This is a genomic window from Seonamhaeicola sp. ABD4_340 (assembly GCF_056312135.1).
This window is the reverse complement of the sequence record NZ_CM149981.1, coordinates 1,479,535-1,492,089: the sequence shown is the minus strand read 5'-3', so window position 1 is coordinate 1,492,089 and position 12,555 is coordinate 1,479,535. Positions and strand designations below refer to the sequence as shown.

Below are 12,555 nucleotides of genomic sequence, written 5' to 3'. Positions count from 1 at the left end.
ACAGAAAGAATATACTGTTAATTCACAATAAAAAAACCTACAAATAATAACTGAAACCCGCCAAATAATAAATTTAAGTATTTCATTATACGTTATAGCCTTATTTTTAATTTGCTATTAATTAATCCTAACAAGAATGAAATCTCTACCTCACACACTCACCCTTTTGGGTATGCTATTTATTATTTTTTTTAATGTAGCTACAGGTTACTCTCAACCTAAACGATTAACCGAACCTAAACGGGCATCAAACATTAAAACTGTTGATGTTTTTGTAACACAATCATTTGACTTATATAACAAGGTTTTTGTTTATGATAGTTTAACTACTGCAGGTGTAGATATACCCTCTGAATTAGAATCTGAAGTTGTTACTAAAGCAGAAAAAAACATTGATAGTTTACTACACGTATTACCAGATTTAATTAATGATCTTTCTGATGATGGCGCTTATTTAAAAAAACTAAAAGCTACTGCAAACCTAAACAAATCAAAAAAAGCACTAAAATACTGCCTAAAAACGGTAAAAGGCTATGCAACTGGCACCAATACAAAAGAAGATGAAGAATAAATTACACATAATTGCAACTATTTTTTTGTTAACATTGTTACCGAATACAATGATTGCTCAAGACTACAAAACCCAGTTTAAAAACGATATTTGTAATTGCTTTGAAAACAAAATAAACGAAGTAAGAAATAGTAGAAGTGCCTACGAGTATTGTTTTAACAAAACACTACCAAACCATGCTAGTGCTATTGATGCTAGCATAAACGAAGAAAACCAACAACTTAAATACAAAAAAGGGCAAGAGTTAAGAAAAGAACTTAAATTTAAATTCTTTTATGAGCTTGTTAATAGTTGCGATATGTATTATCAAATTCTTGAAGAAGAAAGGCAACGCAAACTCATGTCTGCTAAAGCACGGGTGTCACGTTCACAATTAGAGCGTTTAGACCAACAAGTAGCCATGACACCTAACTCTACCGCATATTACAGACGTGCAGAAACCTATTTTTATTTAGGCGAATTACAATTAGCCGAAGCCGATGTTAGACAAAGCCTAAAGCTGCATAAAACAGGCTACAATTCTGCATACTTAAAAAAAGAACAAACGCTTTTAGGCTGGATTTTAGAAGAACAAAAACGTTACACCGAAGCTATTGATGTTTATAATAATGTTTACAACAATGGCTATGGTTACGGGTATTATTACCACCAAGACACCAAAATTCTGGTGGCTTTAGTAAAACGTAAAGCAGGAATTAAAGGCAGTACAGCTGAACAACCAACACCAGATAATTCTATTAATACAAACCAACAAAAACAAATTCCTGCTGTTAACACAACAACAACTCAACCTAAAAAACCAACTACATCAAAACCTAAAAAGGACTTAAAAAAGTTATTCAAACTATAAAATTTAGCTATTAATTAATCCTTTAAAACGAACGCACTCAACAATGAAAAAAACAAAAGTTTTAATTCTTACAATACTGTCGTTATGCTATTTACAATGTTCAAGTAGTGATGATACTGATAGCCTAAATTCTAACGTTTCAGGAACCATTCAGCTTTCAGGTGATGATACATCTTTTGTGGGCACATCTTTAACCGTTGGAAACATTAATTTAGATGGTTTAAGCTCTACAGGTACCACAAAATCTGTGACACTTTTAGATGAAAACACTACTATTGATGGTGATGAAATTAACTCAAGCAATGGTGCTACTAGCGGTTTTGTAATTGTTGCCACTCAATTTGATACTGAAGATACTGCTGCTGTTGATAAAGTTATATCTATGGTAATAGTAAAAAACAGCACAGAATACAGGTATGTTTGCTCAACACCAACAACATCCTCAGCTAACAATACCGATTGTGGTAGCGGTTTTAGTGTTAGTAAAAGTGAAAAAGAAGTTGTTTTTAATAATACAACCGTTATAAATACCGTTTCGGGTAAAATTTTAACAATGAATGGCACTATATCGTGGTAAAAACATAAGTAATTTACTATTTTTTACTGGTTGTTAGTTAAAATAGTTAATGGTAAGCGGGCTTTTATTAAGTCCGCTTTTTTAGTTTCAACATGTAATGCATGCTAAAATTATTAAATAGTTAATTTCTTTATTAGCATATAAATAAACTGTTTCATCTTTATAAATTGCACCATTAAACCAAACTTAAAATGGTGTTTTTGCTTCAAAAAAAAGATTATACAATTTTATATAGTCTTTTATTAATAATTTATATAACAGGTTTGTTTATTCCGTTAATGGAAAACGATTCTGCGCAACATGCCACCATGGCAATGCGCATGTATCTTGAAAACGATTTTTTTAATATTTACAGAGGCGAAAACCCTTATTTAGATAAACCACATTTGCACTTTTGGTTAGCCGCTCTATCATTCAAAATATTTGGTGTTTATCATTGGGCATATAGAATTCCTGCTTTACTGTTTACATTTGGTGGTGCTTTTGCTAGTTTTAAACTAGCCAATACGCTTTACCAAAAAGGAAACGGACACCCTGCTGCTTTAATTTTTTTATCAACACAAGCTATTTTTTTAGCTAACCATGACGTGAGAACTGATGCTGTTTTAACTGGCGCAGTAATTTTAAGTTTGTGGCAAATTGTATGCTATGTAAACTCTGAAAAACTTAAACATTTAATTTTTGGAGCTTTTTTTGCGGGTTTAGCATTTTCAACAAAAGGCCTTTTGGGTGTTTTTATTTTAGGAGTTTGTACATTAAGTTATGTTTTATACAAACGGAAACTAATATTGGTTTTTAATTGGAAATCTATAATAGGTCTATTGGTTTTTGCGTTAAGTATTAGTCCTGTTTTATACGCTTATTATTATCAATTTGATTTACATCCTGAAAAAGTATTTAACGGACAAAAAAATGTTTCTGGTATTAAATTTATTTTGTGGGATCAAAGTTTTAATCGTTTAACATCGCGTGGTTTCAAACCAACAAGCCCCGATTATTTATTCTTTTTTCACACCATTCTTTGGGCTTTTTTACCTTGGAGTTTAATTTTTTATGCAGCACTTTTTACAAGAATAAAACAACATGTAACCTCCAAATTTAAAGATATTAAAAACCAAGAAACCTTAACATCAATAGGTGTATTAGCAGCCTTAGTTGTTATGAGTTTTTCAAAATTTAAATTACCTCATTATTTAAATAGCTTATTTCCTATTGCAGCCGTTTTAGTAGCTAGATATACATTCTTTTTAAAAGAAAATGGCAAAACAAAAACTTTAAAAATACTTTTAACAACGCAGTATATAACGCTTAGTTTAGGTAGTGTTTTGGTTCTTTTTTTATGTTACTGGGCTTTTAAAATTTCAATTGTAGTTTTTGTTTTGTGCCTTTTAGTTTTACTTTTTATTATGTTTTATCATTTTAAAAAGCCAAGTGCTACACATATAAAACTAATAACTACATCTGTGTTATTTATGGTGTTTATAAACTTTTGTTTAAATATGATGTTCTACCCAAATTTATTAAAGTATCAAGCGGGTAATAATGCTTCAAAAATTATAGCATCAGAAAATATTAATACTAATGATGTTTATATATTAGAAGGGAAACAAAGCTGGTCTTTAGAATTTTACACACAAAAAAACCTTTCTCGGGTTTCGGTTAACCAATTAAATACACTAAAAAAAGGGTCTTGGTTATTTGCTTACAAACAACAATTAGACACGCTTAAAACTCACGTAAATTTGAGTAAAAAACATGAGTTTAATCATTACCGCGTTACTAAATTGACGCTGGATTTTCTAAATCCTGAAACACGTAATACGGTGCTTCAAAAAGCATATTTATTACAAATAAAATAATACTAGTTTTGGGCTTTACGCATAAATGCTTCGGCTTTGTCAACCATATTTTTACTACCACAAATAAACGGTACACGTTGGTGTAGTTCCGTTGGTTCAACATCCATAATTCTAGTAAAACCGTCGCTTGCTTTTCCATTAGCTTGTTCTGCTAAAAATGCCATAGGATTACATTCATAAAGCAACCTTAATTTTCCGTTTGGATTTTTTGAACTTTGCGGATACAAATAAATACCGCCTTTTATCATGTTTCTATGAAAATCAGACACCAAAGAGCCTATGTATCTTGAGGTGTAAGGTCTATCATCAACCTCTTCCTGACAGTATTTTATGTAGTTTTTTATACCCTGCGGAAAGTGTACATAGTTGCCCTCATTAACCGAATAAATACTACCATCTTCAGGAAACTCCATACAAGGATGGGATAGGTAAAAAGAACCAATTGCAGGGTTTAATGTAAAACCATTTACACCATCGCCGGTGGTGTACACTAACATGGTTGATGTGCCGTAAACAACATAACCAGCGGCAACTTGCTCACTTCCTTTTTGTAAAAAATCTTCTAGTTGCACGGGTGTTCCAATAGGTGTTATACGCCTGTAAATTGAAAAAATAGTCCCTACAGATACGTTTACATCAATGTTTGATGAACCATCTAACGGATCAATTAATACTACATATTTATTTCCGTGGTTTTCATCTTGGCTATTAATTGTTATAAAATCATCTTCTTCTTCACTTGCAATACCACAAACAATATTACGCTTTGTAAGCGTTTGTATAAACTTAGTATTGGCATAAACATCAAGTTTTTGTTGATCTTCACCTTGTATATTGGTATCGCCAACTGCGCCCAAAATATCAACTAAACCAGCTTTATTAACTTCATGATTAACAACTTTTGCGGCAAGCCTAATAGAGTTTAGTAAACTAGACAATTCACCCGAAGAATATTTAAAAGATGCTTGATTCTTAATAATAAATTCACCTAGCGTTTGTTTTTGGTGGGTCATAAATATTTAGTATTAAATTCTTTACAAATATCAATTAAATTTCTATTAACTACAACGTTTTCGTATTAGAATAATGAAAACTTTATTTTTCTTTAACTTATATTTGAAAATATAAAATTTACTATGCAATTTAATATTAGAAAAGCAAAGCAACATGATATGCCAGCAGTTTTATCTTTAATAAATGAACTGGCCGAATTTGAAAAAGAACCCCATGCTGTTGAAGTTACTGTTGAAGATTTAATTAATGATGGCTTTGGCAAACAACCGGCCTTTACCTGCTTTGTTGCAGAAGTTAATAAAAGCGTTGAGGGTATTGCACTTGTATACAACCGATACTCTACTTGGAAAGGAAAAATAATTCATTTAGAAGATTTAATTGTAAGTAACAAATACCGTGGCGCTGGTATTGGCACTAAACTGCTTGATGAAGTTGTTAAATACGGGCATAGCTTAGGCGTAAAGCGTATTAATTGGGAAGTGCTAGACTGGAATGAACCCGCCATAAAATTTTACCAAAGCAAAGGCGCTAACGTTATGCGCGATTGGGATGTGGTGCAAATGAACCAAGAAAGCATAAAAAACTACATAGCAAAACTTTAAAATGCAAATATTTAAGTTTGGTGGTGCATCAGTAAAAGACGCAAAAAGTGTTAAAAACTTAGCAAGTGTTTTAAAAACCGTTGGTTACAAAAACACTTTAGTTGTTGTATCTGCAATGGGTAAAGTTACCAATGCTTTAGAGGTTGTTATTACCAATTATTTTAATAATAAAAGTGAGCTACAAAGCACTGTACAAGATATTATTAAATTTCATAATGATATTTTATTCGATTTATTTGATAACGAAAACCACCCTGTTTTTACACAAGTAAAACTACTATTTAATGAGCTCAATGCTTTTTTAAAAACAAACAAATCACCAAACTATAGTTTTGTTTATGACCAGGTTGTGTGCTACGGCGAGCTTGTTTCAACCACCATTGTAAGCCATTATTTAAACACTATTGGTATAAAAAACAATTGGATTGACGCCCGAAATTTTATAAAAACCGATGATTACTACCGTAGTGCCAATGTTAACTGGCAAGCCACACAAAAAGCCATTTCTGGCAATTTAAATACAAATATTTTAAACGTAACCCAAGGTTTTTTAGGTAGCGATGCCAATAATTTTACAACTACACTTGGGCGCGAAGGCAGTGATTATACAGCAGCCATTTTTGCATACTGCTTAAATGCACAAAGCGTAACTATTTGGAAAGATGTTCCGGGGGTTTTAAATGCAGATCCGCGTTATTTTGAAAACACCCAATTATTACATAAAATATCATATACTGAGGCTATTGAACTTGCTTTTTATGGCGCCTCTGTTATTCATCCAAAAACATTGCAACCTTTACAGAAAAAAGAAATTACCTTACATGTAAAATCATTTTTAAACCCAACACATTTGGGTACAACAGTAAGTAAAGAAACAACTATTGAGCCCTTAATTCCTTGTTTTATTGTGAAAAAAAACCTGGTGTTAATTTCATTATCTACCTTAGATTTTTCGTATGTAGTTGAAGAAAATATTAGCGAAATTTTTGCACTACTACATCAACATAAAATGAAAGTTGATGTAATACAAAACTCTGCTATTAGCTTTTCAGTTTGCATAAATAACATGTATAATAATTTAGATAACTTACTGCAACAACTAAAAGCTAAATTTAGTGTAACTTGCCATAACAACGTATCATTGTACACAATTAGGCATTACAACCAAAAAGCCATTAAACAATTAGAAACAGATAAAACCGTTTTACTTAAACAGTTAACACAAGAAACTATTCAAATAGTTACCAAATAACTAATTTTTTTAAAATATCAGATTGAAAATTTAGTACTTTTACACTTATGACTAAACAAGAAGATCAAGGATTAGTATCTGCCAAAGAAGTTGCAAAAGCCATACAATTAAGCAAATACGGGTTTATTGGTACTTTTATAGGTTGGCTTTTAATGAAAGTGTTAAAAATTTCAACACTTAACCGCATTTATAAACGCAACAAACATTTAAACGACCTTGATTTTTTAAATGGCATTTTATCAGATTTTAGTATAAAATTTGAAATCCCAGAAGAAGACCTTAAACGCCTTCCTAAAGATGGCGCTTACATAACCGTATCAAACCATCCGCTTGGTGGTATAGATGGTATTTTACTTTTAAAACTTATGCTAGAACAGCGTAAAGATTTTAAAATTATAGCCAACTTTTTATTACACAGAATTGCACCTTTAAAACCATACATAATGCCCGTAAACCCTTTTGAAGACAGAAAAGATGCGGCTTCAAGTATTGCAGGTTTTAAAAATGCCATTTTACACCTACGCGAAGGGCATCCACTAGGTATTTTTCCAGCAGGTGAAGTATCAACCTACAGAGATGGCAAATTAGTAGTTGATAAACCATGGGAAGAAGCTGCTATGAAACTAGTAAAAAAAGCCGAAGTGCCTATTGTGCCTATTTATTTTCACGCTAAAAACAGCAAGTTATTTTACAAACTTTCAAAAATTAGTGATACGTTTCGCACTGCTAAATTACCTTCAGAATTACTAACTCAAAAACGCAGAACCATTAAGGTACGCATTGGTAAACCTATTTTAGTAAAAGACCAAAAAGAGCATAAAACACTAGAAGATTTTTCAGAATTTATTAGAAAAAAAACCTACATGCTTTCTAATGCTTTTGAAGATAAACCTAAAATATTAGATAAAATACCAACAACGCTTAAAACCGTTAAACCACCCAAACGTATTGTAACACCCATTGATACTAGCGTTATGGATGCCGAAGTAGAAACCTTACGTAAAGCAAATGCCCGCTTACTAGAAAGTAAAAATTACGAAGTGTTTTTGGCTGCCGCCGATAAAATACCCAACATTTTAAGAGAAATTGGGCGCTTACGCGAAATAACTTTTAGAGAAGTTGGTGAAGGCACCAACGAAGCCATAGATTTAGATACGTTTGACACCTACTACCACCATATGTTTTTATGGGATAATGAAAGTAAACTAATTGCAGGCGCTTACCGCATGGGTTTAGGATCAAAAATATTTGCAAAATATGGAATTGATGGTTTTTACCTGCAAGATTTATTTAGGTTTGAACCCGAACTTTATAAAATGATGAGCGAGTCTATTGAAATGGGGCGCGCCTTTATAATTAAAGCCTATCAACAAAAACCAATGCCTTTATTTTTACTCTGGAAAGGTATTGTACACACCACATTGCGTTATCCAGAACACAACTATTTAATTGGCGGTGTTAGTATTAGTAATCAATTTTCAAACTTCTCAAAATCGTTGATGATTGAGTTTATGAAATCACATTACTACGACCCATATTTGGCACAATACGTGCGCCCTAAAAAAGAATTTAAAGTAAAATTAAAAGACGCCGATAAAGATTTTGTTTTTGATGAAACCGAAGCAGACCTTAATAAATTTGACAAAATTATTGATGAAATTGAACCAGGTGCTTTAAGACTTCCGGTTTTACTTAAAAAATATATTAAACAAAATGCTCGTTTGGTTGCTTTTAACGTAGACCCTTTATTTAATAATGCTGTTGATGGCTTAATGTACATTAAAATAGCCGACTTACCCGAAAGCACCGTGCGCCCTGTTATGGAAGAATTTCAAGCAGAATTAGAACGTAAATTTATTGAAAAATAAACCACTTCTTTTTGATGTAAATTCTTTCAGTTTAAAATCACTACAGCAGTTTATCTGTTAAAAAACACCGTTAATCTTTTCTTAAAATTATCGTAATAATAATTTCCAATAGCTTTTGGTACGAAAATTGCACTATTTTGCAGAAAAAATAATTGCAAATTAAATGCGTTATTTAAATAAAACGCTTTCTTTTTGTTATGAAAAGATTAAAAAAAACACCCTATCAAACTATGAAACTATTTAAAATATTAACCCCCGAAATTATTATATACATTGCTATTGCTTTTGGTATTATTTTATACACATTTATGAGCGATATGAAAGCCGAAAGCTTAACCGATTTTGTTATTGCTATGTTTATTTTTATTGTGATTTGTACATTTACTATCACAAAAATAAATGACAAAATACAGGCACTTAAAAAAAATAATTAGTTTCTATAAACTCTCAAACACATATTTCATTTCTGTAGCAATTTCTAAACTTCGGTTAAAGTAACTTTCAGTTTGTCGTGGAGTACCATCAGATTGTTTTGGGTCTTCATATGTTACTGCTACGCGCTTATCACAACCAGCTACAAAAGGGCATCCGCCATCTGCAGTAGAACATGTCATAATTGCCGCAAACTCTGAAGACGGGTTAAATTCATTGTCATATCTTTTAGAGAATGCAATAACTGATGCTTCGTTTGCTGAAAACTTAATACTATAAATTGGGTTTTCTCCTTCAGATAGTTTGTTAATTTTAAAACCTTGATTAGTTAAAGTTTCACCCACTTTTGGGAACATTGCAGTAGCTTCAGTGCCACCAGAATAACAGGTTAAGTTATTTATATTAAAATAAGCAGCCATAGTTTGTGCCCATATTTGAGATAAATGGCTTCTTCTAGAATTGTGTGTACAAATAAAGTTTAATCTAACAGGAGCCTTGGCTTCTATTTTTTCCTTTATATAATCAATTAACGGTTTAAGTATTGCTTTTCTTTCTTCGGTAACTGTATTTACATCTAAAGATGTTATAGTTTTTGATATGTTTTCAAATAAGGTGTTATTCATAATTTATATTACCCGTTAAAACAGGAATTTATTTTAATTAGTTTTCTTTTTAATAAGATTCTCGCCTTTGCGGGAATAAAAAATATTTATTAATTAACAACAATTACCATCTGGTGTGCAACAAGGTTCGTTATTATTTATACTTACCTCCATTTTAACATCTTCTTCTGGCACACCACAAATACCTTTGGCTTTACAATCGGTTTTTTCAACAGCTAACTTAAAAATTAAGTTGTTGTTTTTAATTTCAAAATCGTTAACAAAAAGTTGTGCTGTATGAAATGCTGCATTACCGTATTCAAACTTAACTTCAGCATTTAGGTTGTAAGGTTTAATTTTACCTACTTTTTTTAGTATGCCTTGTGCTTTTAAAACACTCATATAATTAGGTTTACCTAATTCACTAGGGCTTTCCCAAAGTTGAATGATGGTTTCTTTCCAATCATCAGTTTGTGCGCCACAATCTACAGATTCTACGGTTATGTGTTTTACTTCGGTTATGTGGTAATTAGTGCCCACCAACATATTTGGTGCATATTCAAAAAGTAATGCTTTGTCTTGGTTTTGCTCTAAAATGTTTAATAATTCTTGTGTTTTCATAGTGTATGTTTTAACAACAATTTTGTTTTGTATTATTAAAAAATGAGTTTAAATGATTTTGAATCTCGTTCCAACGGTCAATATTTATACAGTAACACATGCTTTTACCTTCAATTTCACCTTTAAGTAAGCCTATACTTTTTAATTCTTTTAAGTGTTGTGAAATGGTAGCCTGGGCCAAACCAATTTCTTCAACCAAATCATTACAAATACAACTATTTTGCTCACTTATATATTGAAGAATAGCCACACGTGCCGGATGCCCCAGTACTTTAAAAAACTGTGCTAAATCATTTTGTTGCTGTGTGAATATTTGTGATTTTGTGATTCCCATAACTCATATAAATTATATATTGCAATATTACGATAATATAATTAAATAAAAAAGTCAAAACAATAAAAATTTTTGACTTTTTAGGTTTTTATAAAGACTTAAACCAATCTTGAAAAAACTTTCCAATAACCGGTGTTTCTTTCTTTTCTCCGCCTAATGCACCTACTAAACTCATAATCCAGAAAACAATAAGTACAAGATTTAAAATCCAGCCAACTACTGGCACAAACCATAATACAAAAAAGCAAATTATAAGCCCTAACATTTGCCTAATGTAAAATGAAGCAAGTTCAGTTTTATTGCCATTATTCATTACCAAAGCTATAATCCATCCTATTAAAGTAATGTGGGCAATTATTGCTACATTTTTACCATCACTTAATACTTCTTTGGCATCATTTGTAAACTCTTTAGCTGTTTCTTTGGCGTCATCAGCAAAATCTTCAGCTTTATCTGCTGCTTTTTTTACGCCTTCTTTAGCATCGCCTAACATATCGTTTAGGTCGTCGCTTAAATTTTTTTCATCAGACATGATATAAAATTGTTTAAATGGTTAGAGTATAAATTTATAAATTAAAATTTATTTTGTGCTATTGGTGTTTTAATTTTTTCGTATTACTATTTAGTGGGTTATTGTTTATTAACTAAATAGCATAACAAGCCCACCAATAGTGGTTACTATAATTATAAAACGCCTATAGTTTGTGTTTGAAATAAGTTTCACCAATTTAACACCTAAAAAGAAACCAATAATTACCGCTGGAAATAAGCACGCGTTTAAAGTAAGTGATTGCACAGATACAGTTTTCCAAACAAAAAAATGAAACGGTAATTTAAATACATTTATAATAAAAAATAACCAAGCCGCAGTACCAATAAATTCATTTTTTGGTAAACGCATAGCTAAAAAATAAATGTTTGAAATAGGGCCAGCTAAATTGCCTATCATGGTTGTAAAGCCAGCCATAAACCCCATTGAATACGAAAATGCTTTGTTATTTGGTATGGTGTTGCTTTTTTGGCGTTCTAAAAACAACATAATACCTATAGAACTAATAATTATAAGTGCCATTATACGTTTAAAAACAATTTCAGAGATAGTATCGCCCACCCAAACGCCTACTAAAACACCCAAAATCATTGAAGGCAAAAGCATTTTTATAAATTTCCATTGCGTATGGCGGTTGTAATAACTAACTGCCAAAACATCTGCACTTATTAACATTGGTAATAATACGCCTGTTGAAGCTTTTTCGCCAAAAACAAATGCCAACATTATAACTATTACTATGCCAATGCCTTTTATACCAGATTTTGAAGCGCCTAAAACAAAAGCTGCAAAACCAATGGCTATCCATTTATAAACCGATAAATTATACTGCTGAAGAATATCTAGCATGCTAAAATAGGTAGTTAAAATATATTACCATACTTACTATAAACTATAACTAAATTTCATAAATTAATTTTAACTATTAAAGTTATTGCTTTAGCACCTATGATTAATATTTATTTTTTTATTGCAGATTCATAAATTTCAATCCACTCTTTACAAGTTATTTTTTTGACTAATTGGGTAATCAAATCAAACGGAATATCATCCATGTTTTTAAACCGAATGCAACTTTTACCAATATCTAATTTACGCTTACTGTGTTTAGGGTATTCTGCAACAAACCAATCATGCAATTCCTTTTTTGCATAAATACCGCTATGGTATAAATTTACAGAATTCTTCTGTGATGCAAAACTCATAAAAGGTAAAGGTTCTTTTGGGTTACAGTGATAGCCGTCTGGATATACCGTATGCGGTACAAAATAACCTATCATTTTATATTGCATTCCCTCTTTAAAGCCTTTTGGTAAATTATCATTTATAACTTGTCTTAACTTTTTTAAAATAACTTTACGATCTTCGGGCACCTGGTTTATGTAATCTTCTGGAGAATTAGCTTTGTATTGCATAACTTAAT

15 protein-coding genes are annotated in these 12,555 nt (G+C 31.3%); 8 read left to right on the top strand and 7 right to left on the bottom strand.

What is annotated here, in order from left to right; all coding sequences use genetic code 11:
- Positions 1-136: 136 nt before the first annotated feature.
- From ACYX4H_RS06520 to ACYX4H_RS06505, 4 genes are all read left to right on the top strand, one after another.
- Complete coding sequence (locus ACYX4H_RS06520; protein WP_476238408.1) at positions 137-571, top strand: hypothetical protein; 435 nt, start codon at positions 137-139, stop codon at positions 569-571.
- Complete coding sequence (locus ACYX4H_RS06515; protein ID WP_476238406.1) at positions 561-1,421, top strand: tetratricopeptide repeat protein; 861 nt, start codon at positions 561-563, stop codon at positions 1,419-1,421. Before ACYX4H_RS06520 ends, ACYX4H_RS06515 begins: the two co-directional genes overlap by 11 nt.
- A 43-nt stretch (positions 1,422-1,464) precedes the next feature.
- Positions 1,465-1,998 carry a hypothetical protein gene (locus ACYX4H_RS06510; RefSeq protein ID WP_476238405.1) on the top strand — a complete coding sequence of 178 codons (534 nt, stop codon included), beginning with the start codon at positions 1,465-1,467 and terminating at the stop codon, positions 1,996-1,998.
- A 191-nt stretch (positions 1,999-2,189) separates the two neighbouring features.
- A complete protein-coding gene (locus ACYX4H_RS06505) occupies positions 2,190-3,857 on the top strand; it encodes an ArnT family glycosyltransferase (protein ID WP_476238404.1) in 1,668 nt (555 codons plus the stop codon).
- 2 nt (positions 3,858-3,859) lie between these two features.
- Here the strand turns inward: ACYX4H_RS06505 and fbp are convergent, their stop codons facing one another.
- The gene (gene fbp / locus ACYX4H_RS06500) at positions 3,860-4,870 is read right to left on the bottom strand and encodes a class 1 fructose-bisphosphatase (RefSeq protein WP_476238403.1); all 1,011 of its coding nucleotides are present in this window, start codon (positions 4,868-4,870) and stop codon (positions 3,860-3,862) included.
- A 123-nt stretch (positions 4,871-4,993) separates the two neighbouring features.
- Between fbp and ACYX4H_RS06495 the strand changes: the two genes are divergently transcribed.
- From ACYX4H_RS06495 to ACYX4H_RS06480, 4 genes are all read left to right on the top strand, one after another.
- Positions 4,994-5,473 carry an N-acetyltransferase family protein gene (locus ACYX4H_RS06495; RefSeq protein WP_476238402.1) on the top strand — a complete coding sequence of 160 codons (480 nt, stop codon included), beginning with the start codon at positions 4,994-4,996 and terminating at the stop codon, positions 5,471-5,473.
- Between the two features lies 1 nt (position 5,474).
- Complete coding sequence (locus ACYX4H_RS06490) at positions 5,475-6,725, top strand: aspartate kinase (RefSeq protein WP_476238401.1); 1,251 nt, start codon at positions 5,475-5,477, stop codon at positions 6,723-6,725.
- Between the two features lie 47 nt (positions 6,726-6,772).
- Positions 6,773-8,593: a GNAT family N-acyltransferase gene (locus ACYX4H_RS06485; protein ID WP_475294849.1), complete on the top strand. Its 1,821-nt coding sequence runs from the start codon at positions 6,773-6,775 to the stop codon at positions 8,591-8,593.
- A gap of 197 nt (positions 8,594-8,790) precedes the next feature.
- Positions 8,791-9,027: a hypothetical protein gene (locus ACYX4H_RS06480; RefSeq protein WP_476238399.1), complete on the top strand. Its 237-nt coding sequence runs from the start codon at positions 8,791-8,793 to the stop codon at positions 9,025-9,027.
- A gap of 3 nt (positions 9,028-9,030) precedes the next feature.
- On the opposite strand, the gene ACYX4H_RS06475 is transcribed toward ACYX4H_RS06480, so the two are convergent.
- The 6 genes from ACYX4H_RS06475 to ACYX4H_RS06450 form a co-directional block, all read right to left on the bottom strand.
- Positions 9,031-9,648 (bottom strand): arsenate-mycothiol transferase ArsC, encoded by a 618-nt coding sequence (locus tag ACYX4H_RS06475; protein ID WP_476238398.1) that lies wholly within the window; start codon positions 9,646-9,648, stop codon positions 9,031-9,033.
- Positions 9,649-9,741: 93 nt separating this feature from the next.
- Positions 9,742-10,248 carry a DUF6428 family protein gene (locus ACYX4H_RS06470; protein ID WP_476238397.1) on the bottom strand — a complete coding sequence of 169 codons (507 nt, stop codon included), beginning with the start codon at positions 10,246-10,248 and terminating at the stop codon, positions 9,742-9,744.
- Between the two features lie 10 nt (positions 10,249-10,258).
- Positions 10,259-10,582, bottom strand: a complete 324-nt coding sequence (locus ACYX4H_RS06465; protein ID WP_475294853.1) for an ArsR/SmtB family transcription factor — start codon at positions 10,580-10,582, stop codon at positions 10,259-10,261.
- A gap of 88 nt (positions 10,583-10,670) precedes the next feature.
- Positions 10,671-11,114, bottom strand: a complete 444-nt coding sequence (locus tag ACYX4H_RS06460; RefSeq protein ID WP_476238396.1) for a YtxH domain-containing protein — start codon at positions 11,112-11,114, stop codon at positions 10,671-10,673.
- 108 nt (positions 11,115-11,222) lie between these two features.
- On the bottom strand, positions 11,223-11,981 hold the full coding sequence (locus tag ACYX4H_RS06455; protein WP_476238395.1) for a sulfite exporter TauE/SafE family protein: 759 nt from the start codon (positions 11,979-11,981) through the stop codon (positions 11,223-11,225).
- Between the two features lie 110 nt (positions 11,982-12,091).
- The gene (locus ACYX4H_RS06450; RefSeq protein WP_476238394.1) at positions 12,092-12,547 is read right to left on the bottom strand and encodes a DUF1801 domain-containing protein; all 456 of its coding nucleotides are present in this window, start codon (positions 12,545-12,547) and stop codon (positions 12,092-12,094) included.
- Positions 12,548-12,555: the final 8 nt, after the last annotated feature.

Bases quoted from the DNA above. Each gene is read 5' to 3' on its own strand.
- ACYX4H_RS06490 (WP_476238401.1), top strand. From the start codon at position 5,475: ATGCAAATATTTAAGTTTGGTGGTGCATCAGTAAAAGACGCAAAAAGT.
- ACYX4H_RS06505 (WP_476238404.1), top strand. From the start codon at position 2,190: ATGGTGTTTTTGCTTCAAAAAAAAGATTATACAATTTTATATAGTCTT.
- ACYX4H_RS06495 (WP_476238402.1), top strand. From the start codon at position 4,994: ATGCAATTTAATATTAGAAAAGCAAAGCAACATGATATGCCAGCAGTT.
- ACYX4H_RS06480 (WP_476238399.1), top strand. From the start codon at position 8,791: ATGAAAAGATTAAAAAAAACACCCTATCAAACTATGAAACTATTTAAA.
- fbp (WP_476238403.1), bottom strand. From the start codon at position 4,870: ATGACCCACCAAAAACAAACGCTAGGTGAATTTATTATTAAGAATCAA.
- ACYX4H_RS06515 (WP_476238406.1), top strand. From the start codon at position 561: ATGAAGAATAAATTACACATAATTGCAACTATTTTTTTGTTAACATTG.
- ACYX4H_RS06460 (WP_476238396.1), bottom strand. From the start codon at position 11,114: ATGTCTGATGAAAAAAATTTAAGCGACGACCTAAACGATATGTTAGGC.
- ACYX4H_RS06520 (WP_476238408.1), top strand. From the start codon at position 137: ATGAAATCTCTACCTCACACACTCACCCTTTTGGGTATGCTATTTATT.
- ACYX4H_RS06510 (WP_476238405.1), top strand. From the start codon at position 1,465: ATGAAAAAAACAAAAGTTTTAATTCTTACAATACTGTCGTTATGCTAT.
- ACYX4H_RS06450 (WP_476238394.1), bottom strand. From the start codon at position 12,547: ATGCAATACAAAGCTAATTCTCCAGAAGATTACATAAACCAGGTGCCC.
- ACYX4H_RS06455 (WP_476238395.1), bottom strand. From the start codon at position 11,981: ATGCTAGATATTCTTCAGCAGTATAATTTATCGGTTTATAAATGGATA.
- ACYX4H_RS06470 (WP_476238397.1), bottom strand. From the start codon at position 10,248: ATGAAAACACAAGAATTATTAAACATTTTAGAGCAAAACCAAGACAAA.
- ACYX4H_RS06485 (WP_475294849.1), top strand. From the start codon at position 6,773: ATGACTAAACAAGAAGATCAAGGATTAGTATCTGCCAAAGAAGTTGCA.
- ACYX4H_RS06465 (WP_475294853.1), bottom strand. From the start codon at position 10,582: ATGGGAATCACAAAATCACAAATATTCACACAGCAACAAAATGATTTA.
- ACYX4H_RS06475 (WP_476238398.1), bottom strand. From the start codon at position 9,648: ATGAATAACACCTTATTTGAAAACATATCAAAAACTATAACATCTTTA.